Origin of the sequence: Streptomyces cahuitamycinicus, from assembly GCF_002891435.1 — a bacterium.
Taxonomy (GTDB): domain Bacteria; phylum Actinomycetota; class Actinomycetes; order Streptomycetales; family Streptomycetaceae; genus Streptomyces; species Streptomyces cahuitamycinicus.
Window position 1 is genome coordinate 1 of sequence record NZ_POUC01000097.1, and the last position, 22,584, is coordinate 22,584.

General features: G+C 72.9%; 20 protein-coding genes. 4 read left to right on the forward strand and 16 right to left on the reverse strand.

The annotated features are described in order from the left end of the window. Positions 1–1,338 (reverse strand): NAD(P)/FAD-dependent oxidoreductase (locus tag C1J00_RS15770; protein ID WP_102909707.1); only part of this gene is annotated, 1,338 nt, incomplete at its 3' end. Positions 1,339–1,509: 171 nt separating this feature from the next. On the opposite strand from C1J00_RS15770, the gene C1J00_RS15775 reads away from it, so the two are divergent. Together C1J00_RS15775 and C1J00_RS15780 are read left to right on the forward strand one after the other, a co-directional pair. After that, on the forward strand, positions 1,510–2,472 hold the full coding sequence (locus C1J00_RS15775; RefSeq protein ID WP_102909708.1) for an LLM class F420-dependent oxidoreductase: 963 nt from the start codon (positions 1,510–1,512) through the stop codon (positions 2,470–2,472). A gap of 121 nt (positions 2,473–2,593) precedes the next feature. Next, entirely contained in the window at positions 2,594–2,917 is a 324-nt protein-coding gene (locus C1J00_RS15780) for a hypothetical protein (protein WP_102909724.1), read from the forward strand. A 32-nt stretch (positions 2,918–2,949) separates the two neighbouring features. Here C1J00_RS15780 and C1J00_RS15785 read toward each other — a convergent pair whose 3' ends face one another. Together C1J00_RS15785 and C1J00_RS15790 are read right to left on the reverse strand one after the other, a co-directional pair. Beyond that, a complete protein-coding gene (locus C1J00_RS15785) occupies positions 2,950–3,945 on the reverse strand; it encodes an SDR family oxidoreductase (protein ID WP_281262759.1) in 996 nt (331 codons plus the stop codon). A gap of 42 nt (positions 3,946–3,987) precedes the next feature. Further along, complete coding sequence (locus C1J00_RS15790) at positions 3,988–4,467, reverse strand: phage holin family protein (RefSeq protein WP_102909710.1); 480 nt, start codon at positions 4,465–4,467, stop codon at positions 3,988–3,990. Between the two features lie 48 nt (positions 4,468–4,515). Here C1J00_RS15790 and C1J00_RS15795 point away from each other — a divergent pair, with 48 nt between their 5' ends. Continuing rightward, complete coding sequence (locus C1J00_RS15795; protein WP_102909711.1) at positions 4,516–4,863, forward strand: VOC family protein; 348 nt, start codon at positions 4,516–4,518, stop codon at positions 4,861–4,863. A gap of 14 nt (positions 4,864–4,877) precedes the next feature. On the opposite strand, the gene C1J00_RS15800 is transcribed toward C1J00_RS15795, so the two are convergent. The 6 genes from C1J00_RS15800 to C1J00_RS15825 form a co-directional block, all read right to left on the reverse strand. Then, complete coding sequence (locus tag C1J00_RS15800; protein ID WP_102909712.1) at positions 4,878–5,438, reverse strand: GNAT family N-acetyltransferase; 561 nt, start codon at positions 5,436–5,438, stop codon at positions 4,878–4,880. Positions 5,439–5,734: 296 nt separating this feature from the next. Beyond that, positions 5,735–6,667 carry a S66 peptidase family protein gene (locus tag C1J00_RS15805; RefSeq protein WP_102909713.1) on the reverse strand — a complete coding sequence of 311 codons (933 nt, stop codon included), beginning with the start codon at positions 6,665–6,667 and terminating at the stop codon, positions 5,735–5,737. Next, positions 6,664–8,628 carry a prolyl oligopeptidase family serine peptidase gene (locus C1J00_RS15810; protein ID WP_102909714.1) on the reverse strand — a complete coding sequence of 655 codons (1,965 nt, stop codon included), beginning with the start codon at positions 8,626–8,628 and terminating at the stop codon, positions 6,664–6,666. The genes C1J00_RS15805 and C1J00_RS15810 overlap by 4 nt, the downstream gene beginning before the upstream one ends. 5 nt (positions 8,629–8,633) lie before the next feature. Beyond that, positions 8,634–9,947, reverse strand: a complete 1,314-nt coding sequence (locus C1J00_RS15815) for a M20/M25/M40 family metallo-hydrolase (RefSeq protein ID WP_102909715.1) — start codon at positions 9,945–9,947, stop codon at positions 8,634–8,636. Continuing rightward, positions 9,940–10,773 (reverse strand): M55 family metallopeptidase, encoded by an 834-nt coding sequence (locus C1J00_RS15820; protein WP_102909716.1) that lies wholly within the window; start codon positions 10,771–10,773, stop codon positions 9,940–9,942. Before C1J00_RS15820 ends, C1J00_RS15815 begins: the two co-directional genes overlap by 8 nt. A 74-nt stretch (positions 10,774–10,847) precedes the next feature. Continuing rightward, positions 10,848–11,939 (reverse strand): SGNH/GDSL hydrolase family protein, encoded by a 1,092-nt coding sequence (locus C1J00_RS15825; protein ID WP_245936359.1) that lies wholly within the window; start codon positions 11,937–11,939, stop codon positions 10,848–10,850. Positions 11,940–12,185: 246 nt separating this feature from the next. On the opposite strand from C1J00_RS15825, the gene C1J00_RS46775 reads away from it, so the two are divergent. Next, positions 12,186–12,488 (forward strand): helix-turn-helix domain-containing protein, encoded by a 303-nt coding sequence (locus tag C1J00_RS46775; RefSeq protein ID WP_245936360.1) that lies wholly within the window; start codon positions 12,186–12,188, stop codon positions 12,486–12,488. A 48-nt stretch (positions 12,489–12,536) separates the two neighbouring features. On the opposite strand, the gene C1J00_RS15840 is transcribed toward C1J00_RS46775, so the two are convergent. From C1J00_RS15840 to C1J00_RS15870, 7 genes are all read right to left on the reverse strand, one after another. Further along, on the reverse strand, positions 12,537–13,262 hold the full coding sequence (locus C1J00_RS15840) for a class I SAM-dependent methyltransferase (RefSeq protein ID WP_102909718.1): 726 nt from the start codon (positions 13,260–13,262) through the stop codon (positions 12,537–12,539). Positions 13,263–13,406: 144 nt separating this feature from the next. Beyond that, complete coding sequence (locus tag C1J00_RS15845; RefSeq protein ID WP_102909719.1) at positions 13,407–15,989, reverse strand: FtsX-like permease family protein; 2,583 nt, start codon at positions 15,987–15,989, stop codon at positions 13,407–13,409. Continuing rightward, positions 15,986–16,666: an ABC transporter ATP-binding protein gene (locus tag C1J00_RS15850; protein ID WP_102909720.1), complete on the reverse strand. Its 681-nt coding sequence runs from the start codon at positions 16,664–16,666 to the stop codon at positions 15,986–15,988. The genes C1J00_RS15845 and C1J00_RS15850 overlap by 4 nt, the downstream gene beginning before the upstream one ends. A 115-nt stretch (positions 16,667–16,781) precedes the next feature. Then, positions 16,782–17,093: a hypothetical protein gene (locus C1J00_RS15855; protein WP_146046194.1), complete on the reverse strand. Its 312-nt coding sequence runs from the start codon at positions 17,091–17,093 to the stop codon at positions 16,782–16,784. Between the two features lie 78 nt (positions 17,094–17,171). Then, positions 17,172–17,468, reverse strand: a complete 297-nt coding sequence (locus tag C1J00_RS15860; RefSeq protein WP_102909722.1) for a helix-turn-helix domain-containing protein — start codon at positions 17,466–17,468, stop codon at positions 17,172–17,174. A gap of 199 nt (positions 17,469–17,667) precedes the next feature. Further along, on the reverse strand, positions 17,668–20,103 hold the full coding sequence (locus C1J00_RS15865; protein ID WP_102909723.1) for a SpoIIE family protein phosphatase: 2,436 nt from the start codon (positions 20,101–20,103) through the stop codon (positions 17,668–17,670). Between the two features lie 162 nt (positions 20,104–20,265). Next, the coding region (locus tag C1J00_RS15870) for an MFS transporter (RefSeq protein ID WP_342751715.1) at positions 20,266–22,584 on the reverse strand (2,319 nt) is incomplete at its 5' end.

The following is a 22,584-nucleotide window of genomic DNA, read 5'->3' on the forward strand; positions in this document are numbered from 1 at the left end:
CCGGGCATCCGCCCCCTGCCGCCGCCCGGGCCCGCCCGCAACGCGGGCCACCTCGGGCGACGAGGTGTCGAGCGGCACTGACCAGGACCGTACGAGCCCCAGCTGCACGGCCTGGCGCGGCAGTACGGCATCCAGCAGCCAGTCGGCCGCGACCCGGACCCGGTTGCCGGGCATCGCGGCGAGGTGGTAGCCCCGCGTCACCGCGCCCGCCGGGACGCCGGACAAGGTCACACCGAGCGGATTGGCGGCGGCCTTCGCCCCGCCCAGATCGACGACGAAACCCAGGTCACGATGACGGTAGGGCTTGTGCGCCCCGCCGAGACCGAGCGACGCGGCGACGTTCTCCGCCGCGACCTTGCCGTGCCGCCAGGCGTGCTGCGCGGTCATCGGCGTATAGCTCCCGGGGTTCTCCAGATCAGGTACGGCGGCCACGTCACCGCACGCGAACAGCTCCGGCCTGCCCGGCACCCGCAGGTGCGGGTCGACGAGCAGCCGCCCCTTCTCCATCGGCAGCCCGAGAGACTCGACCAGCGGGTCGGGACGTACGCCCACGCACCACACCAGCGTGCGGGTCTCGACGAACTCGCCGTCGGTCAGCACGACCCCCTCGTGCGTGGCCTCCTTCACGGAGGTCCCCATCCGCACGTCGACGCCCCGCTGCCGCAGCACCCGGTCGGCGGTGGCGGACAGCTTCTCGTCCATCTCGGGCAGCACGCGCGGCGCCACGTCCAGCAGCATCCAGCGCGGCCGCATGCCCCGCCGCAGCGGGTGCTTGCGGACCTGCGCGTCGGTGAACATCTGCCCGTGCGCGGCGACCTCCGTGCCCGTGTACCCGGCACCGACCACCACGAAGGTGCACCGCGCGGCGCACGCCTTCGGGTCCTCGGAGGAAGCCGCGAGCTCCACCTGCCGGGTCACGTGATCGCGCAGGTACAGCGCCTCGGGAAGCCCCCGGAAGCCGTGCGCGTGCTCGGCGACCCCGGGAATGGGCAACAGCTTGTTGACGCTGCCCGCGGCCAGCACCAGCCGGTCGTAGGAGAGCGAGCCCTCCTCGCCCTCGGGACCGGTGTAGTGCAGGGTGCCGTCGTCGAGGTCGATCCGGTCGGCCTCCCCCAGCACCAGCCGGACGTCCGGCAGCGAATCCGAGAGGGAGACCGTGACCCGGCGCGGCTCCAGGATGCCGGCGGCGACCTGGGGCAGCAGTGGCAGGTACAGGAAATAGTCGGTCGGGTTCAACAGGATGATGTGGGCCCGGCCCCGGGTGATCCGGGACAGGGTGCGGGCCGTGCGGTACCCGGCGAAGCCGGCACCGACGATCAGGATGCGGGGTCGACTCACGTCGCTCGCCTCCGGCGCTGTCGCGTAGCTCGGGAGCCTTCCGCGTCCCCCCGGCCTGGGGACCCAAACGTCGGCCGGGGTGCACAGGCCCCTACGCCGCCGGTTTCCGGCCCCGCGCCCGGGTAACCCGGTGCGGGACACGAACCGCCGACGTCGCGGAGGCACGCCCCCATGCCCGAGTACGGATATTTCCTCTCGTGCGAGCAGTACGGACCAGCCGAGCTGATCGAGCAGGCGCGGATGGCCGAGCAGGCCGGATTCCAGGCGCTGTGGATCTCGGACCACTACCACCCCTGGAACGACGAGCAGGGCCAGAGCCCGTTCGTGTGGTCGGTCATCGGCGCGCTGTCGGAGGCGGTGTCCCTGCCGGTCGAGACGGCGGTGACCTGCCCGACCGTGCGCATGCACCCGGCGGTGGTGGCGCAGGCCGCGGCGACCAGCGCGGTGATGACGAACAACCGCTTCCGGCTCGGCGTCGGCTCGGGCGAGGCGCTCAACGAACACATCCTGGGCGACCACTGGCCGCCGGCGCACGTGCGTCTGGAGATGCTGGAGGAGGCCATACAGGTGATGCGCCGCCTGTTCACCGGCGAGGAGGTCAACCACCACGGCCCGCACTACACGGTCGAGAACGCCCGCCTGTACACCGTCCCGGACGAGCCGATCCCGATCGACATCTCCGGCTTCGGACCCGCCGCGACCCAGCTGGCGTCCCGCGTCGGCGACGGCTACATCACGGTCATGCCGGACGAGGCGATGGTGGAGCAGTACCGCAAGGGCGGGGGCGGTGGAAAGCTCGTCAGCGGCGGCACCAAGGTCTGCTACGACACCGACAAGGACGAGGCCGTACGGACCGTTCACCGGCTCTGGGCGAACGAGCAGCTGCCGGGCGAGCTGGGCCAGGTCCTGCCCTCGCCCAGGCACTTCGAGCAGGCGCAGCAGCTGGTCACCGAGGACATGGTGCGCGAGAACCGGGTGTGCGGCGACGACGTGGACGAGCACGTGGCGGAGCTGAAGCAATTCGCCGACGCGGGCTTCGACCGGGTCTATGTGAACCAGATCGGCCCGGACCAGCGCGGCTTCTTCGACTTCTACCGCACAAAGGTGCTGCCGCAGCTCCAGCAGTCCGTCTGACCGGTCAGACGGACCGGCCCGCCTGACCGAAGCGAAAATCAGGAGCTGGAGGGACAGCGGGCCGCCTAGAGTCGCCCGCATGTCTCTTCGTCTACGTATGCGTGCCGCCCTGCCGGAAGCGATCCGGGCCCGGGACAAGGCCGCGGTGAGCGCCTTGCGCGGCACCCTGTCCGCACTGGACAACGCCGAGGCGGTGCCGGTGGACGAGACGGTGCCCCACGCCGCCGCGCTGGAAGCCTCACCGGTCGGCGCAGGCGCCACGGAGGCGGCCCGGCGCGAGCTCGGTGAGCGCGAGGTGGTGGAGATCGTGCGCGCCGAGGCCGCCGAACGACTGGAGGCGGCGGCTTACTTGACCGCCCCCGCACACGCGGACCGTGCCGGACGGCTGCGTGCGGAGGCGGCCGTGCTGCTGCGCTTCCTCGACGGCGCCGAAGGCACCGCGTAAGCAAGCACCACCGAAGCCACCGCGCAAGGCGCCTAGCGGCGGGCGGGCGCGGTCAGTCGGCGGGCCGCCAGGGCGGCTGCCCCCGCGGTGAGGGCCGCGCCCATCCAACCCCGGTTCCGCGCCAGCCACTGCTGCGGGCTGTCGCCCGTCGCTTCGTCGTCGAAGCGTCCGTGCGCGCCGTGGTCCCGTCCCTGCGGGCCGTCCGCCGGGGACCACAGGTTGGCCGGGCCCTCGGGCCGGCCCTCCTCCTGCTGCGCGTCGACGTTCGTGCGGGCCAGGTAGCGTTCCAGCAGCCCGGGGACGACCGCGTTGGCGAGGAGCGTGGCGGCCGTGGAGCCGCCCACCCAGTACTCCCGGCGCCGCGCGTGCGACGACGCGTGCACGATCGCCCGGGCCGCGACCTCCGGCTGGTAGACGGGCGCGACGGGCCGGGCCCGCCCCGGCATCCGGTTCAGCACCCAGTCGAACTGCGGGGTGTTGAGGCCCGGCAGCTGCACCATCGTCGTCCGCACCCCGCTGCGCGCGTGCAGCAGCTCGCAGCGCAGCGATTCGTTGAAGCCCTGGATCGCGTGCTTGGCCCCGCAGTACGCCGACTGCAGCGGGATGCCCCGGTAGGCGAGCGCGGAGCCGACCTGCACGATGGTGCCGCGGTCGCGCGGCAGCATGTGGCGCAGGGCGGCCCGGGTGCCGAACACATAGCCCAGGTACGTCACTTCGGTCACACGACGGAACTCGTCCGGGGTGACGTCCGTGAACGGCGCGAACACCCCGGTGAAGGCGTTGTTGACCCAGACGTCGATGTGGCCGTACGCGTCGACGACCTGTCGGGCCGCGTCGTCGACGGCCTTGGCGTCGGAGACGTCCACGCCGACGACGAGCGCCTCGCCCCCGGCGCGCTCCACGTCGTCCGCCGCGGCGGCGAGTCCCTCTTGCCCGCGGGCGAGCAGGGCGACCTTGTCGCCCCGGGCGGCGAAGGCCCGGACCGTGGCCCGTCCGACACCGCCGCCGGCTCCGGTCACCACGACCACGCGGCCGCGCTGGTGCGTTGTTCCTGTCTCGCGCACCCGGCGTCACGCCCCGCGGTGAGGTACGTCCGGGTTCTGCGACGGCCGCGGGGGCACGGGGCCCGGGGTGGCCGCTTCGGCAGGCGGGGCCGGCGGCGCGGGCGGATACGGCATGCCGCCGACCGCCCCGGCCGCGTTCCGCCGGGTGCTGTCCAGGCCCGGCGCCGGATCGGCCGCGTGGTCCGGGCCCGGCCGGGACGGCCGCGCCATGCCGCGCAGCACGTAGGCCAGGGCGCCCAGGATCACGGCGGTGATCAGCGCGGCGGCCCAGTCGGGCAGGCCGAGGGCGAGGGCCAGCCCCACGGCGAGCGCGAGGGCCGCGCCCGCGTACAGGGCGAGCGCGCCGGAGGCGGCGTACAGGGCGGCCTTGCGGCGCTGCTTGCGCGTCTGCTCGCGCAGTTCGTCCCGTACGGTCTCGCGCGCCACCTGTGCCAGCTCGTCGACCAGGTGCTTGTCCAGATGCTCCAGGTGATCCAACGGCTTCATGCCCGGCCGGGTACCCTCGGCCCCCTGCGCGTAACTAGGCTCGGTCGCATGGAGATTCTGGGTGCCACACTGCGCGTCTGCGTCGACGACCTCGAGACCGCGATCCCCTTCTACGAGCGGCTGGCGGGCGGCAGAGCCCAGCGCTTCGAGCGGGGAGGTGTCCAGGTGGCGGCGATCGGCTGCTTCCTGCTGATGAGCGCTCCCCCGGCCGAACTGGAGGTGCTGCGCAAGGTCGCGGCGACGATCGCCGTGACGGACGTCGAGGAGACCCACAAGGTGCTGACCGAACTGGGCGCCCACATCGTCGCGGGCCCGATCGCCTCACCGGCGGGCCGCAACCTGATCGCCCTGCATCCGGACGGGTCGGTCTACGAGTACGTGGACCGCCAGGCGTAAACGCCGCAGGGGGCTCAGCGCGGCCCCGACCGGGTGATCATCTCGGTGGTGATCGCCCAGCGTTCGTGGTCGCGCCAGGCCCCGTCGACGAAGAGCATCTTCGGCGAGAAGCCCTCCAGGCGGAACCCGCAGCCGCGGGCCAGGGCGATCGACGCGGCGTTCCGCGGCTGGACGTTGATCTCCAGCCGGTGCAGCCGCAGCGGGCCGAACGCGTACCGCACGACGAGGTCCAGCCCTTCACGCATCAGCCCGCGGCCGGCGGCGTGCGCGAAGGCGCCGTAGCCCAGCGCCCCGGACCGGAAGCCGCCCTCGACGATGTTGTTGATGTTGATGAACCCGCCGATGGCCCCGTCGCTCTTCTCGCAGACCAGGAACCCGGCCTTGGACGGGTCCTCGATCAGGCGGCCCGCGTAGGCGGTGTACGCCTGCGCCGTCGTGGGCGGGAACAGCCACGGGTGGTGCAGGTCCTTGCTCTCCCGGGCGCGGGCGGCGAACTCGGCGCCGTCCTCGTAGGTGAAGGGGCGTATGCCCACCCGGGGGCCTTCGGCGAGGTGGCGGGATGCGTGGTGCGGCACCCCGCCACAGTAGTCGCGTCGGCTGTGCCTCCCCAGTCGGGGCGTCAGGAGCCGGTGACCGGCGGCCGGAGTACCCCGGTGTCGCACGGCCGGCTGATCACGGTCACGGGCTTGATACCCCGGTTGCCGAAGCCGGGTGGGCATGATCGGCGGATCCGACGGCAGTGCCGTGCAGCTCGCGACGGCTGCCGTGGACCACCGCCTCGACGCGCCCATTCCGATGATCACCTGGGTCTCCGGGGGCGTCCCGCGTGACGATCGAGGGTTTCCTGACCGGATTTCAGCAGCCGGGCCGCTCAGCTCAGGGCCGGTTCGTCCAGCGTCAACGTGCCTGCTCCGGCGTCCAGTTCGCCCCGGATCCCCAGGGGCATGGTCAGCGCGCCCGCACCGTGCCCGAACCCGAAATCCTCCACGACCGGGACACCCAGGCCGCCGAGCCGGTCGGCGAAGACCGCGCGCAGCCCCTCGCGAGGACCGCACGCCACCCAGGAACCCAGCAGGATCCCGGCGGCCCCGTCGAGCCAGCCGGTGCGCAGGAGCTGGGTCAGGTACCGGTCCAGGCGGTACGGGCTCTCGCCGACGTCCTCCACGAGCAGCAGCCCGCCCCGCGCCCCGGGGTGGGCGTGCGGGGTGCCGAGGTCGCTCGCGAGCAGGCTCAGGCACCCGCCCAGGGTGACGCCCCGGGCGCGGCCCGGGACCAGTGCGGCGCCGCCCGGGGGCACGGCGGTCAAGGTCCGTACCGACTCCGGCTCGAAGAGGGTGGCCCGCAGATGTTCCTGGGCCCGGACGTTCTTGAGGAAGTCGACGCCGGCGGCGGCGGGCCCGTACAAGGTTACCAGGCCCAGGCGGGTGGCGAAGGCCTGGTGCAGGACGGTGACGTCGCTGAACCCGGTGAACACCTTCGGGCCCGCCGCCCGCATCGCCGCCCAGTCGAGCAGGTCGACCATGCGCTGTGCCCCGTATCCGCCACGGGCGCACAGCACGGCCGCGACGGAGGGGTCGCACCAGGCGCTCTGCAGGTCCGCGGCCCGCTCTTCGTCCGCCCCGGCCAGGTAGTCCAACGTCCCGTGGTGTCCGAGCACATGGGGTGTGACCACGGGATCGAGGTCCCAGCCGCGCAGGATGTCGAGGCCGGCCTGGAGGCGTTCCTCGGGGACGGGCCCGCTGGGCGCGACGACGGCGACGCGGGCTCCGGGGGCGAGCCGGGGCGGTCGTACCAGGGGGTTCACTCGGCGAGCTCCAGGGTGGGGATTCCGGGCACGTCCAGGCGGAACACCTGGGCGTAGAGGGCGAGTTCGGCCTCCAGGGCGCGCACCAGGGTCTCGGCCTTCCGGAAGCCGTGCCCCTCCCCCTCGAAGGCGAGATATGCGTGCGGCACCCTCCGGCCCTCCAGGCGGGCCAGGAACCGCTCGCACTGGGCGGGCCGGCAGATCACGTCGTCCAGGCCCTGGAGCAGCAGGAACGGCACGGTCAGGCGGTCGGTGTGGGCGGCGGGCGAGCGTTCCGCGTACCGGGCGGGCACCTCGGCGAGCGGCCCGATCAGCCCCTCGAGGTACCGCGACTCGAAGTCGTGGGTCTCTCCCGTGCTCCATCCGGCCAGGTCCAGGATCGGGTACTTGATGGTGCCGCAGGCGTAGACGTCGGTGGTGGTGAGGGAGGCGGCGGCGGTCCAGCCGCCCGCGCTGCCGCCCCGGACGGCGAGCCGTCCGCGGTCGGCCGTGCCCTCGGCGGCGAGGGCCAGGGCGACGGCGGCGCAGTCCTCGACGTCCACAACGCCCCACTGCTCGCGCAGCCGCTCGCGGTACGGGCGGCCGTAGCCCGTGGAGCCGCCGTAGTTGACCTCTGCGACGCCGATGCCGCGCGAGGTGAAGTAGGCGATCTCCAGGTCGAGCACGAGCGGGGCCCGGCCGGTGGGCCCGCCGTGCGCCCAGACGACATAGGGCGGCAGTTCGTCGCCGGGCGCGACGCAGCCGGGGTGGTGCGGCGGGTAGATGTGGGCGTGGATGTCGCGCCCGTCGGGGCCGGTGAAGGTGCGGATCTGCGGTTCGGGGTAGTACGCGGGATCGACGGCGTCGTCGTGCTCGGCGCCCACGACCCGGGCCCGGCCGGTGCGGGCGTCCAGCTCCACGACCTCGTAGGCGCTGCGCGGGCTGGCCCCGACGGCGACGATGCGCTCGCCATGGGCGGCGACGGTGGGGGTGAACTCGGTCCAGGGGCCGGCCGCGTCGACGACCTCGCCGGTCTCGGGGTCCAGGATGCCGAGGGCGGTGGCTCCCCGGCCGTGCACGACGGCGATCAGACCGCTCTCCAGCGGGGTGAACCATCTCGAGCCCAGCTTCCACAGCGCGCCGCCGAACTCCTCCTCGCGCGGGCACAGGGGCCGTCCGTCGAGGTAGAGGTTCCACCAGCCGGTGCGGTCGCTCGCGTGCAGCAGACGGCCGTCGTGGGTCCAGTCGGCCTGGGCGATGGACTCGCCGGGGCCGCCGGCCACGGCCTGGGCGTCGCGCAGGGTGCCGTCGGGCGCGACCTCGGCGAGGAGCAGCTCGGTGCCGTCCCAGGGCATGCGCGGATGGTCCCAGGCGAGCCAGGCGGCCCGCCGTCCGTCGGGCGAGAGCTTCGGCCCGGTGACGAACCGGTGCCGGCCGTCGGTGAGTTCGCGTACGGCGCCCCGGTCCCCGGCCGCGGATCCGTCCAGCGGCACGGCGGCCAGGACGCGGCGCACGTCGGTGGGTCCGTCACCCGTGAACTCCTCCAGCACGCACCACACTTCGCCCCGTTCGGGCAGCGGCAGCGGCTCGGCCCAGCGCAGGCCCGCGCCCACGGTCGACACGGGGGTGAGCGGAATGGGTTCACCGCCCGGCTCGCAGCGGTACAGCCGCTGGTCGGCGAAGTTCACGAACACCACCAGCGGTCCGGCCTCACCCGCGAGGGCGGCCCACGGGTGGCCGCCGTACTCGATGACCCGGCTGCGCACGTTCCAGGGCGCGGGCAGCAGCGACTCCTCCCGGCCGTCGGCGTGCCTGCGTACCAGGGTGCGCCGGCCGCCTTCGGCGGGGCGCGGCTCGGTCCACCACACCTCGTCCCCGACGAAGCCCACGTACTCCGGGTGCCCGTCGTGCGCGGCGGTCAGGGCCGCGTCGATGGGCGAGGGCCACGACCCGTAGGCCAGCGTCCGCACCGTCTCCCCCACTCTTCCTAGGCCGTCCGCAGGAACCGGTCGAGTACGCGGACACCGAAGTGCAGCGCCTCGACCGGTACCCGCTCGTCGACCCCGTGGAACATGGCCGCGTAGTCGTAGCCGTCCGGCAGCTTCAGCGGGGTGAAGCCGTAGCCGGTGATGCCGAGGCGGGAGAACTGCTTGGCGTCGGTGCCGCCGGACATGCAGAACGGCACGACGTGGCCCTCCGGCGCGAACTCCTCGACGGCGGCCCGCATGCCCGCGAACGTCGGCGAGGCCACCGGCGACTCCAGGGCGACCTCACGATGGTGGAACTCCCAGTCCACGTCCGGCCCGGTGAGCCGGTCGAGGGTGGCGCGGAACTCCTCCTCGCCGCCGGGCATGTACCGGCCGTCCACGTGCGCCACGGCCTCCCCGGGAATGACGTTGATCTTGTAACCGGCGTCCAGCATGGTCGGGTTGGCGCTGTTGCGCAGGGTCGGCTCGACCAGGGCGGCGACCGGGCCGAGCTTCTCCAGCAGCGCGTCCACGTCGGTGAGGTCGGTCTCGATGCCGTACAGCGCGGCGAGTTCGGTGAGGGCGGCGCGGACGGTCGGGGTCAGCCGCAGCGGCCACTGGTGCGCGCCGATCCGCGCGATCGCGCCCGCGAGGCGGGTCACGGCGTTGTCCCGGTTGACCTTGGAGCCGTGCCCGGCGCGTCCGCGGGCGGTGAGCTTCAGCCAGGCGGTGCCGCGTTCCCCGGCCGCGATCGGGTAGATCTGCCGCCCGCTGCCGTCGTGGAAGGTGAAGGCGCCCGACTCGCTGACGCCTTCGGTGCAGCCCTCGAACAGTTCGGGGTGCTCGTCGGCGAGGAACCCGGACCCGTCCTCGGCGCTGGCCTCCTCGTCCGCGGTGAACGCGATGACGATGTCCCGGCGCGGTCGCGCGCCCTGCCGGGCCCAGCCGCGCACGACGGCCAGGATCATCGCGTCCATGTTCTTCATGTCGACGGCGCCGCGACCCCACACCACCCCGTCGCGGATCTCCCCGGAGAACGGGTGCACGCGCCAGTCGGCGGCCTCGGCGGGCACGACGTCGAGATGGCCGTGGAGCAGCAGGGCGTCGGCCGAGGGGTCGGTGCCCTCGATCCGGGCGACGACGTTGGCCCGCCCCTTGGTGCGTTCCAGCAGGACCGGTTCGATCCCGGCGTCGGCGAGCCGTGCGGCGGCGTACTCGGCGGCGGGCCGCTCCCGGCAGTCGCCGCCGCCCCGGTTGGTGGTGTCGATCCGGATGAGGTCGGACGTGTACGTCACGACCTCGTCCAGCGCGCGTTCGTCCACCTGCTCAGCCATACTGCTCCTCCACCGCGGCCGAGACGATCGTGGTGACCGCCTTGAAGGCGCGGATGCCGTCGTACATGGTCTCGCTCGTGCAGGCCACCTTCCGCTCCGCGATCCGGTCCACACCCGGCACGACGGTGGCGGCCATCGCCAGGTGCTCCGCGTCGAACTCCACGGCCACGGTGAAGGGGCCGCCGGGCACGGGCTCGTGGCGCACCGCCAGCGCGGCCGCCTCCTTGGCCGCCGCCCGGATGTCGGCCGCGGTGCGGGCGGGTGTTCGGCACACCGCCGCGTAGCGCGACACATGGTCCTTCACCGCGACCTTCAGCGCCTCGGGCGCGTACCCGAGCGCGTCCTCGCAGGCGATGTCGTCCCCGGTGACCAGCACGACCGGCACCCCGTACTCGGCGACGACATGGGCGTTGAGCAGCCCCTCGCTCGCCCGTACGTCGTTCAGCCACACGCCCGTGATGGAGTTGGCCAGGTAGGTGTGCGCGAGGACGCCCTCCATGCCGGCGCCCGCGTGGTAGCCGACGAACGCGATGCCGTCGACGTCGCCGTGCTGCACGCCCTCCACCATGGACAGCGCCTTGTGCCGGCCGGTGAGCATCTGGGCGCGGTCGTCGAGCTGCTCCAGCAGCAGGTTGCGCATCGTGGAGTGCGCCTCGTTGATGATCACCTCGTCGGCGCCGCCGTCGTAAAAGCCCCGTACGGCGGCGTTGACGTCGGAGGTGAACAGCGAGCGGCAGCGCTCCCACTGTGAGGCGCCCGGCATCACGTCGTCGGGCCAGGTGACGCCGGTGGCGCCCTCCATGTCGGCGCTGATGAGGATTCTCATGACGAGCCGTCCAGGGCGGAGATCTTCATGGTTCGTCACGTTACGCGCTGGGGGCGGAACCGGCTACGAGGTGGTCACCAACGGATCGGCAGGTCGGCGAGGAACGCGGTGAGGCGGTCGGCCAGCAGCCGGTGATCGCGGGCCGAGTAGTGCCAGTGGCAGCCGTTGAGGTCCAGGCCGGTGGTGTCGAGGGGCCAGTAGCGGACCCGGCGGTCGCCCGCGCCGGTGCGTTCCCGGACGACGTGTTCGACATGGCCGGCGAACGGGCCCGTGCCCGCGGCCAGGATGGTGGTCGCGGGCCCGTAGCGCCCCCGCAGCTTGGCGAGGAAGCCGCTGTAGGCGCTGCGGTAGGCGGCGGCGAGGCTCTCGTCCGTCCAGGGCTCGCCCGGGTTGACGGGGGTCGAGAAGTCGTTGGTGCCGAGGTTGACCACCACGAGTTGCGGCCGCCAGGTGCCCGGGTTGCGCCAGACGTCGCCCGGCACGTTCAGCAGCGCGCGGTCGTAGAAGGTGCGGTAGTTCACCTCCGGGGAGCCGCCGTTGTAGTTACGCACCATGCCCTGGCCCGAATACGCGTTGACCTGGTAGTCGGCGCGCAGCCCCCGGGCGGTGAGGGCGCCGTAGCTCACGTCGGCGTTGGTGGTGCGCTTGAGCTGCTCGCCGTCGCAGTCGCGGGAGCCGGAGAGGTTCCCGTAGCCGGCCGTGAGGGAGTCGCCGATGAACTCGATCTGGCGGCTGCGGGCGGCGGGCCGGGCCAGGACGGCACCGCCGGGTGCGGCGACGAAGCCGCCGAAGGAGCTGGTGCTCCAGGGGGTGTCGTTGCGCTTGACGAGCCGGACGGTGTGCACGCCCTCGCGCAGGCCCCTGACCCAGTGGGTGGTCCTCCCCGGCGTGACGAGGGTCGCGACGGTGGCTCCGTCGACCTGCACGTCGTAGTCGGCGGCCGGGTCGTCGAGCACGACGCCCACGCCGGTGCCCCGGACCCGGCCCTCGAAGTAGACGCCGGGCCAGCTGTACTGGAACGCGTCCCCGACGGCCTTGACCCGCCCGGCGGTGTGCACACTGTCCCGTACTCCGCGATGGTCCGGTGCGGCGGCGGTCGTGACGGCGCTCGTGCCGATCAGCGCCGCCGACACCGCTGACGCGGCCAGCATCCGTAACCAGGGCATCGGCATGACGGTCCTCCGCGGGGCGAGGTGGGTGCAGGGACGGGCCAGAGTGACCGTACACCGACAAATCCGCGACCCACCAGACGGCGTCCGGCTCAGCGCCGGAGCCGGTCGAAGCCGAACGGCACGAGCGCCTCGGGCCTGCGGCCGGTGACGACGCACTCGGCGAGCCGGTGACCGGTGACCGGTGACCGGGCCCAGGGTGCCCCCGAGCATGCCGTGACCCGTGGCGGCGAAGGCGTTGTCGTGCCCGGGGCCACGGTCGATCACCGCAAGCCCGTCGGGCAGGAACGGCCGCCCGCCCACCCACGGGTCCCGGATCAGGCCGACCAGGTCGTCCGGGTCGTCGAACCAATGACCCACCTGACCGCCGCGCCGCTCAGGGACCAGCCGGACTGGTCGGCGCCGCAAGACACGGTCACCGCCTGGTGCGAGAGCGGCTTCAGCCTCGTCCGGGCGTCCGCGGCGCTGCACATCCACCGCAACAGCTCACCGGCCGTTCGCCGCGGGAGCACCGGACGGCCGTTGCGCTGTACCTGGCCTGTCTGACCGACCGGCTGGGCGGCGGCGCGGACCGCTGACCGCCGACCGCTCGCCTCAGGCCGTACGCCCCGCCACCAGCCAGTTGGAGGGCAGCTCGATGCGGGTGCCGTCCGGGCGGTACTCGGTGCTCCTCAGCGGCAGTTGACCGCTCGCCAGCACGGTGAGACCGGCCGAGCGCAGATACTCCGGCACCGCCTCGTCCGAGACCTCGCCGGGAGTCAGGCCGTGCCGGAAGACCGGCGCGAGCTTGGGCGGCGGGCCGTCCGGGCCGCCCGCCAGGCCCGTCAGCACCTGCTTGGCGGCTCCGGAGAGCTCCACCAGGCAGGCGCGGCCACGGTCGCCGACCAGCGTGGCGATCCCGTCGGCCAGGGACTGCCGGTCGTCCGGCTCGCACTGGTGCAGGACGCCCCGCATGTAGACGTTGGTGTCGCCGAGCTCCGCGTGCAGGGCCTCGGCCTCGTCCTTCCCGGCGGCGTCCAGCTGCCGGTAGGCGGCCTGCCCCGCCGGGTCACAGCGCCGGGCGTGGTCGAGGGCCGCGGCGGACAGGTCGACGCCCAGGACGTGCGGGAAGCGGTCGGCGAGATAGCGGGTCTGGGTGCCGTTGCCGCAGCCGAGGTCCACCAGCGGCAGTGCGGGATCGGTCAGATACGGCTCGAACAGGGCGAGGTGCGGGCCCACGGTCAGGATCGGTTCCGCGTCCCAGAACACCGCCCCCGGTTCGGCGGGCGCCTCACGCCAGAAACCCTCCCAGGCCTCCCGGTACCGACTCGTCACGCTCATGGCCCACTCCCCAGGGGTACGTACGAATGCCGCCGTGCGACGGGCGAGTACGGTGTATCGCGCCCGGGGCGCGGCCACAAGAACGGGGCGCGTTCCTTCACCCCGCCTTCGACACCGCGGTGTTCGGCGACCCTGCCGAGGATCTCACTGTGCGGCCCTCAGCAGGGTGGCAACCCGGGAGCCACCGAGGCACCCAGCCGCCACAGCTGCCGCCACGGCTCCCGCCGAGGCGGCGGCGAGACCGAGCCACGGCCACAGCGACCAGCCCACGTCCAGGGAGAGCAGCAGAGCGGGGGTGGCGAGGGCGGTCACCCCGACTCCCATCAGCACTCCGAGGAGCGTCACCTGACCGGCGTACACACCGGTGAGCCAGGACCGGAACCGCCGGTCGGCGCCCGCGGCGGCCAGCGCGGAGAGGTCCGGCCGCATCTCCTGAGTGGCGAGGCCCACCGTGAGGAAGGCCAGTGTGGCCGCCACGAGCATCAGCACGAGCGCGCTGCCGAGCGTCGTGGCCCTCAGCACCTCGGCGGCGACCGGGCCCCGCTCCACCTCCAGCGTGAAGTAGCCGCTGCCGATGTCCGAGGCGAGCGCTCCACGTGCCCGGTCCTCCTGCTCCGAGGAGATCGAGTCGTCCGGCGCGGGAAGGTAGTAGTAGGCCGAGTTGGGCTGTTCGACACCGCCGAGAGCCCTGAGACCGACGGCACTGACGTAGATGACCGGCAGGCTGCGGTACTCCGAGCGCCGCTGGGCCACGACCGCGTCGAGGCTCTCGGTGTACAACTCCGTTCGGCCCGTGTCCAGAACGGGGGACTTCGGCGCCGTCACGGTCAGCCGGCCGCCCGGCGCGAGCCGCTCGTCCAGGACGACGGCTCCGCCGCCGGACAGGATCCCGCGCTCCCGGGCGGTGGGGTTCCTGCCGAGCACCGTGGACAGGTCGGCCGCACGGATCACCATGACGGCGGAGGGCCGGTCGGGCAGCGGTGAGGCGGCCTCGAACTCACCCCAGTAGGACCACGCGGTGCCGTCCGGGGCCGTGCCCCGCGGCGCCGGCGGGCTGGCGATTCCCATGGCCGTCAGGCGCTCGCCCCCGAGAGCCTCCTCCATGGCGGCGACGGTGGCGGGCCCGGGCACCTTCGTGGCGTAGGTGAAGGCCGAACCGTGCGGGGAGGCGGGCTCGTACGACTTGCCGACCTCCGCGGTGAGCCCTCCCATGGCCGCCAGGACCAGCCCGGTCAGCACCGTGAGACTGGCCACCACCGTTCCCATGGTCGCGGAGCGGGACGCGGAACGTGCCAGCAGGCGGGCCCCGATGCGCTGCATCAACCGGAGACCGTCGGCCCGGCCGGCGCTCGACGGCAGCAGCCGCCGCACGAGGAGGCCCGTTCCGATGACCAGGCTCAGCGCCCCGATCATGACGGTGAAGGGAGCCTTGAGCGACGCACCGGCGACGGCCAGCAGCAGACCGCAGGTCAGCAGGGCGCCGAGGGCCACCTGCCCGCGACGCGGCGCACGGTCGTCGAAGTCGGCCTGGTCGCGCAGCGCGGCGACCACATCGCCGCCGACGCCGCGTGCCGCGACGCGGGCCGCGATCGCCGGAGTGAGGATGCCGAGCAATGCCAGGACAGCCGTCGACCAGGCGTCCAGCCGCAGCCCACCCCAGATTTCCCCGTTCCGCTCCGCCGCCCAGGGCTTCAGCAGCCAAGCACCGGCCACACCGGCCCCGAGGGCGAGTCCGGTGGCGATGAGGCCGACCAGGACCCCCTGGCCGGTGATGACCGATCGCCTGGTCCTCGGTCCCGCGCCGGCCGCGGCCAGCAGGGCGAGTTCACGTCGGCTGCTGCGTACGACGATCGCGTAGACCGCCCCCATCACCAGGCCGAGTTCGCCGAGTACCAGGACCGCCAGTCCGATGACCCAGGCGGTAGCGGACTCCTCGGGAAGCAGGGAGTCGGGGGCGTCGCGGGCGACGTCGAAGGCGGTGGACCGGGGTTCGAGGCGCCAGCCCTGCTCCGTCATGGCCCGCTGCGCCCGGGGCGTGAGCGCGTCCGGGGTGTGCCACACGACGACGGTGCCGTCCTGGGCGGCGGCCATGGAGCTGTCCTGCCCGGGTTTCGGGAGAGCCGGTGCCTGGCCCGCGACGACGGCCGGGAGGGCCACCACGAACTTCCGCAGGGTGTCGGTGGGGATCGCGGCGATACCGGTGACCTCGGCCGTGGCACCGCCCTCGCCGAGTTCCACCCGGTCACCCAGCCGGGCCCCGAGCCGTTCCGCCACGCTCGGCGAGAGGGCGACCTCGCCCGGTGCGCGCGGCGCCCTGCCGTCGGTCAGCACGAACCGGCCCCGGTGGAGGGGCTGGTCGAGCTGGAGTCCGTAGCCGTAGGAGTCGACCTGGAGGCCGTCCGACGAAACAGCGAGCGGGCCGTCCACCTCGGGGACGACCTCGATGTCCTGGCCGACGGCGCTCGCCAGCGCCTGCGGTCCTTCGGCCAGGGCCCGTTCGGCGCCCCGTTCGGCTACGAAGTCGAGGTTGCGCAGTACTCCCTGCGACTGGCCGATGAGTGTGCCGACCCGTTCGTCCTCGGGGATCTCGCTGGTGGCCCGCAGAGTGACCAAGGTGACGGCCAGGGTCAGCGGAACGAGCAGCGCCGCGGTGAGGGCGAGGGTGCGCTTGCGGTCGCGCCGCACACGTCGCAGGGCGACCCGGAGGGCGATTCTGCGTGCGCTCACGCGGCGGCTCCGGTGACTTCCCCGACGACGCCGTCGCGCATCCGGACCACGCGGTCGGCACGGGCGGCGACCGCCTCGTCGTGGGTGACGATCACACAGGTGGCCCCGGACCGCACCAGCGCCTGGAGGCTGTCGAGGACCTGTCCGGCACTCTCGCTGTCCAGCGCCCCGGTCGGCTCGTCCGCGAGGATCAGTCCGCGGCCACCCGAGAACGCCCGGGCCAGGGCGACGCGCTGCTGCTGCCCGCCGGAGAGCGAGTCCGGGTAGCGGTCGGCGTACGCGTCCATGCCGACGGAGGCGAGCGCCTCTCGCGCCTGCGCGCGGGCCTTGCGGCGGGACATCCCGTCGAGTTCGGCGGGCAGGGCCACGTTTTCCGCGACGCTGAGGATGCGCACCAGGTTGTAGTCCTGGAAGACATAGCCGATGTGACGACGCCGGTGCTGATAGAGGTCCGCTTCCGCGAGTGTGTCGATGCGCACCCCGGCGACGGTGACCGTGCCCGTGTCCGGGGGCTGCAGTCCGCCCGCCATGGTCAGCAGGGTCGACTTGCCGCATCCGCTGGGTCCCATGACCGCGGTGAGGGTGCCTTCGCGGGCGGTCAGACTCACCCCGCGTACCGCCTGAACCTCGACCTCGCCACTGCGGTAGCGCCGGGTGACGCCGTCCAACACCAACACCTGTGCACCTCATTCATCCGTACTCGACGATGGCTGCGAAACTGGCTGACGGCTGCCGGGCTGCTTTCCTCAGCCCGGCAGCCGTCAGTCGTGCCTCACCGCCGTTTCACACCGGTCACCGGTGCTGGAAGCCCGACTCGCCCACGCCCCACGTGCAGGTGGAGGTGGTGAACCTGGCTCCCGAGAAGGACCCGCCCTTGTAGGGCGAGTACACGGCGAAGGGCGACAGGTCGCACTCGCCGTAGAGACGGACGTCGTGGGCGCCGCTGTGCGAGCAGCCGCTGGCCCATGCGTTGCCGCCGTTGCCGGAGTTGTGCCCCTGGTTGCTGCAGGACACGGTGCCCGCCTGGGCGGGCAGCACGGTGGCGGCCGTCACGCCACCGGCGAGCGCGGCTCCTACGGCCAGAGAAGCCAGAAGACGCTTCATGAATTACCCCCTCAAGATCCGCTGATCGGCGCTTCCCGAACAACGGACCAGGTCGTACCCGGCCGGGCTCTCCGACCGTCATACGTCACTTTTGCAACTCACGGCGCGTTCGCCTATCGGACCTTGGGGTATTACCCCGAGGTCCGATAGCGCTTTCTGGTATCTCTGTGCTAGAAGGGCCGCTTCCACACGGGATGCGACGCCGAGCTTGCGCATCAGGCTCGTGAGGTGGGCCTTCACCGTGCGCTCCGCGATGCCGAGTCGATGAGCAAGTCGCCGGTTCGAGTCGCCCGTGGCAAGCAGGGACAGCACCTCCAGTTCACGTCTGGTCAGTTCGCTGAACCGTGGTCCGTCTCTCCCCTGATCCGCTCCCATTGAATTTCCCCCGATTCGTCGTGCTTCAGGTGTACGGCATGGTGCTGGTGCGCCTGGGCGGACGAATCGTAGTCTCCTGGGAACCGCCGATACACAGGTTGCGCGCCGGGCGCGAAAACCAGCCACTAAAGCAGCTCGAATTAGGTGGTTGACCGTTAAATGATCTTTGGGGACTCGTCGTGTCCCGCTACGCGACGTCTCAGCGGCGCGGCAGCGTCAGCTCGAACCAGACCGTCTTACCGGCCTTGGTCCGGCTGGTCCCCCACTCGCGGGCCAGGGTGCTGACGACCCGCAGGCCGCGCCCGGCCTCGTCGAGCGGGCCGGCGCTGAGCAGCGTCGGCAGCTCGTGGTCGTCGTCGTGCACCTCGCACAGCAGGGTGTCACCGCGGACCAGGCGCAGTCCGACGGGGCGGGCGTGCGCATGCCGTACGGCGTTGGTGACGAGTTCACCGGCCATCAGCTCGGCGGGCGCGACGAGCCTCGCCAGGCCCCACGCATGCAGTTGCTCGCGCACCGCCGCGCGGGCCCGGCCCACTTCGGCCGGGTCCAGGGCGAGGCGCCATTCGGCCACGTCGTCCGGCTCGATGCCGTTGAGCCGGGCCATCAGCAGCGCCACGTCGTCCTTGCGGCCGCCCCGCCCCGCCTCGGCGAATGTCACAGCGAGCGCCCGGATGATGGTGTCGCAGGCGTCGTCCATGGACGCGGCCGGGTGCGCTGCCGACTCGCAGAGGGCCGCGAGACCCACCCCGATGTCCTCACCGCGCACCTCGACCAGCCCGTCGGTGCACATCACCAGCCGGTCGCCGGGCTCAACGCGCACGCGCACCGCCTCGAAGGGCACTCCCCCGACGCCGATGGGCGCGCCCGTGGGCAGGTCCAGCAGTTCGCTGCGGCCGTCGCCCGCCCGGACCACGACGGGCGGGATGTGCCCGGCGTTGGCGAGATGGAGCTCACTCGCGATCGGGTCGTAGACGGCGTAGAGGCTGGTCGCGAGGTAGGTGTCGCCGAGGCGCTGGGCGAGGTCGTCGAGGTTGCGCAGCAGCTGGGCGGGCGGCAGGTCGAGCCCGGCCATGGTCTGCACGGCCGTGCGCAACTGGCCCATCATCGCGGCCGAGTTCAGTCCGTGGCCCATGACGTCGCCGACGACGAACGCCGTGCGCCCGCCGTGCAGTTTCACCGCGTCGAACCAGTCGCCGCCGACCCTGCCGAGCTGCGTTCCGGGCAGATAGCGGGTGGCGATGTCGCAGCCCGCCATGCGGGGCGGGATGTGCGGCAGCATGCTGTCCTGGAGCGTCTCGGCGACGTTCTCCTGGAAGGTGTACATGCGCGCGTTGTCGAGCACGAGGCCCGCGCGGGCGGCGAGTTCGGCGCCGGTGACGCGGTCCATGTCGTTGAAGACGGGCCGCTCCGGGTGGCGCAGCAGGATCATGAAGCCGAGCACGACGTTGCGCGCCTTCAGGGGCACGACCAGCATGGAACGGCCCGTGATGAGGGGCCGGATGTCGCGCTTCTCGAACTGCGCGGCGATGGCGTGCCCCATCTCCTCGCTGATGCGCGGCACGAGGACGGGTTCGCCGCTGGTCATGCACCGGAAGAACGGCGTGTGCGCCGGGAACGGCATGGCCTCGCCGACGGGGACGACGTCGTCCCAGCGGCCGGGTTCATCGGTGTGTTCGAGGGCGACCCGGTGCCACATCGTGGTCGTGTCGGGCACACCGTCCGCGAACTCCTCGCCCGCGACGACCTGTTCGCGCAGGTACGTGCCGGCGACGTCGGTGAAGCGGGGCACGACCGCCCTGCTGACCTCGATGATCGTGCGGGACAGGTCGAGGGAGGTGCCGATGCGGCCGCTGACCTCGTTGAGGAACTCCAGGCGCTCACGGACGGCGGCGTATTCGAGGTCCTCGCCCTCGTCCCGCAGCTCCTGAGGCACAGGTTCACCGGCAGCCACCGCCCGCGCGGCCCGTTCGCGGCGCGCCTTGCGCTCGGCGCGCCGGGCCACGCCCCAGTCGGGGGTGACGGGAACCCGCTCGTTCTGGCTGAACTCCAGGATCGGGTAACCGAGTTCGAGGATCTGCCCGACGATCCGGGCGCTCTCGCCGACGCTCATGCTGGGGAGGATCTCGGGGAGGCGGCGGGCGAGGTCCTCCGAGCCGGGGAAGTCGGTGTGCAGCGCGAAACCGGGCGCGATCCGCTCGAACACCCCGTCACCAGCCCGCAGCCCGTCCGCGTCGGCGGCCAGCACGAGCAGCCGCTCGGGCCCGGGACCCACCAGCGGGTAGGCCCACCACAGGACGCCGACGCGGCCGTCCCCGGGCGCGGTGAGCCGGGCGCGGCCCGCCGCCGGGTACGAGAGCCCTCCGCCGAGGGAGGATCCGAGGTCAGGGCCGAGACCGTCGCAGGCGGCGTACGAGGTGGCCCGCTCTTCGCGCAGGGCGCCGGAGACGGGGAGCAGGTCGAGGGCGGTGCGGCCGATCGCCTCTTCCTTGGAGGTGCCGAACAGGCGTCGTGCGCCGCGGCTCCAGTGGGACACGAGGCCGTCGCGGTCGACCACGACGACGGCCAGGGGGACGCGGCCGGGCTCGGCGGATTCCGTCGCCGTGCCCTGCTCAGCCCTTTCGGTCCCACGGTCCATGGCCCAGGCCCTCTCTCCCCCACGGACGCAAGATCTGTGCCGGCGTCACCACCGTACGGCGCCCGCCGGTGGCGATGTGAGGCAATGCGGGAATTGCCCGCGGGGTGCGCACCGGCGTACGAACCCGCGCGCCGGTGCGTCCGCTTCTCGGCCGGTGCCCGTTCAGTCCTCGTGACTCAGCTGGAGATCCCGCTCGGTGCGGTCTCCTCCGGCGACCTGGAGCACGGTGGCGACGGGCGGGTAGCCGGCGGCGATGACGGTGTACTCGCCGGAGGACAGGTCGACGAAGCGGAACGTGCCGTCGGCACGGGTGGTGAGGGTGTCGACGACGTTGCCCGCCACGTCGAGCAGCGTCACGCGCGCGTCCTCGACAGGCCGGCCGCCCCCCGCCCGGACGGTGCCGCGCAGCACGGCGCCGCCGGCCAGTTCGATGTCCCGGCGGGTCTCGCGGGCGGCCTGGACGGTGACGGGGACCGCGGCCGGGCGGAAGGCGGGCGCGCCGGCGGCGAGGGTGTACTCGCCGGCGACCAGCTCGGTGATGACGTAACCGCCCTCCCGGCCGCTGCGGGTGGTGGCCACGACCTCCCCGTGCACGTTGGTGAGCGTGACGGTGGCGTCCCGTACGGGCGTGCCGTCGGCGGTGACGACCGTGCCGATCAGGTTTCCGGCGCCGCCGAGGACGATGTCGAGTTCGACGGGGCGTTCGCCGACCGTCACGGAGACCGCCTGCGGCTGGTGGCCGCCGGCCGTGGCGATCAGCACGTACGAGCCCGGGCCCGGCGTGGCCAGCGCGTAGCGCCCGTCCTCGCCGCTGGCGCCCCGTCCGGTCTGCTGCCCGGTGGCGTCGATGAGCGTGAGCGCCGCGCGGGGAACGACGGTTCCGTCGTGGTGCTGCACCGAGCCGCACACGGGCCCGCCGGCGGCGTAGGCCCGGGCCTGCGGGATCCTCCCCGGCGCCGTGCCCGGGTCGGTGACGGAGGCGTTCTGGGACACCAGGGGTTTCTCCTTGAGGAAGAGGGCGATGACCAGTCCGAGGACGAGCACCGGCACCAGGTAGAGGAAGATTCGCGGCATGGCGTCGGCGTACGCCCGGATGTAGTCGTCGCGCAGGGCCGGGGGCAGTGCGTGCACGAGCTGCGGGGTGATGGACTGGGGGTCGGGCAGCCCGGTGCCCGCGCGGGCGGGCAGGCGCTCGGCGAGGGCGTCGGTGAGCCGGCCGGCGAAGAGGGTGCCGAAGACGGCGGCTCCGACACTGCCGCCGATCTGCCGGAAGTAGTTGTTGGCGCCGGTGGCGGTGGAGAGGTCGGCCGGGCGCACGGAGTTCTGCACGGCGAGGATCAGCACCGGCATCACCATGCCGATACCGGCGCCGAGGACGGCCATCCAGATGCTGTAGTGCAGCCGGGGCGTGCCGGCCTCCAGGCGCGACAGCAGCCACATGCCGACGACCGAGAGGAGGCCTCCGAGGACCGGGTAGGCCTTGTAACGGCCGGTGTGGCTGATGAGCCGGCCGACGATGATCGAGGCGCCGACGATGCCGGCCATCATCGGCAGCATGAGCAGGCCCGACTCGGTGGCGGAGGCCCCGTCGACCATCTGCAGGTACGTCGGCAGATAGCTGGCGGCGCCGAACAGGCCCACCCCGGTCACCAGGCCGACCAGGCCGGTGACGTTGAAGACGGAGTCCCTGAACAGCCGCAGCGGGATGAGGGGTTCGGGGGCGAAGTGCTCCGTGACGAGGAAGAGGACGGTCGCCGCCGCCGCTCCGGCCGCGAGGCCGAGGATCATGCGCGAGCCCCAGGCGTACTCGGTGCCGCCCCAGCTGGTCAGCAGGATGAGGCAGGTGGAGGCGGCGCTCAGCAGCAGCGCGCCGAGAACGTCCAGCCGGGCCTTGACGGCCGGTCTGGGGAGCTTCAGCGCGACGGCGACGACGGCGAAGGTGACCAGGCCGAAGGGGACGTTGACGTAGAAGCACCAGCGCCAGGAGAGGTGGTCGGTGAAGTAGCCGCCGAGCAGCGGCCCGGCCACGGATGCCAGACCGAAGGCGGCGCCGATCAGGCCCATGTAGCGGCCGCGCTGCCGAGGCGGCACGATGTCGGCGATGATCGCCTGGACGCCGATCATGAGGCCGCCCGCGCCGACGCCCTGCAGGGCGCGGAAGGCGATCAGCTGGTCCACGGTCTGCGCCCGGCCCGCGAGCGCGGAGCCGGCGACGAACACGACGATCGCGAACTGGAAGACGCCCTTGCGGCCGAGGAGGTCGCCGAGCTTGCCGTAGATCGGCAGTCCCACGGCGGCCGTGAGCAGGTAGGCGGTGATGGCCCAGGACATCCGGTCCAGGCCGTGCAGTTCGCCGACGATCTTCGGGAGCGCGGTGGCTACGATCATCTGCTCCAGGGCGGCCAGGAGCAGGGCGAGCATGAGCGCGAAGAAGACCAGCCGGACCCGGCGGGGGCTGGGCCCGGTGTCCGGATCCGGGGG

Coding starts and splice junctions, on each gene's coding strand:
- C1J00_RS15820 (WP_102909716.1), bottom strand. CDS start 10,773: ATGAGAATCCTCATCAGCGCCGACATGGAGGGCGCCACCGGCGTCACC.
- C1J00_RS15855 (WP_146046194.1), bottom strand. CDS start 17,093: ATGAAGCGTCTTCTGGCTTCTCTGGCCGTAGGAGCCGCGCTCGCCGGT.
- C1J00_RS15840 (WP_102909718.1), bottom strand. CDS start 13,262: ATGAGCGTGACGAGTCGGTACCGGGAGGCCTGGGAGGGTTTCTGGCGT.
- C1J00_RS15815 (WP_102909715.1), bottom strand. CDS start 9,947: ATGGCTGAGCAGGTGGACGAACGCGCGCTGGACGAGGTCGTGACGTAC.
- C1J00_RS15790 (WP_102909710.1), bottom strand. CDS start 4,467: ATGAAGCCGTTGGATCACCTGGAGCATCTGGACAAGCACCTGGTCGAC.
- C1J00_RS15865 (WP_102909723.1), bottom strand. CDS start 20,103: ATGGACCGTGGGACCGAAAGGGCTGAGCAGGGCACGGCGACGGAATCC.
- C1J00_RS15795 (WP_102909711.1), top strand. CDS start 4,516: ATGGAGATTCTGGGTGCCACACTGCGCGTCTGCGTCGACGACCTCGAG.
- C1J00_RS15775 (WP_102909708.1), top strand. CDS start 1,510: ATGCCCGAGTACGGATATTTCCTCTCGTGCGAGCAGTACGGACCAGCC.
- C1J00_RS15825 (WP_245936359.1), bottom strand. CDS start 11,939: ATGCCCTGGTTACGGATGCTGGCCGCGTCAGCGGTGTCGGCGGCGCTG.
- C1J00_RS15860 (WP_102909722.1), bottom strand. CDS start 17,468: ATGGGAGCGGATCAGGGGAGAGACGGACCACGGTTCAGCGAACTGACC.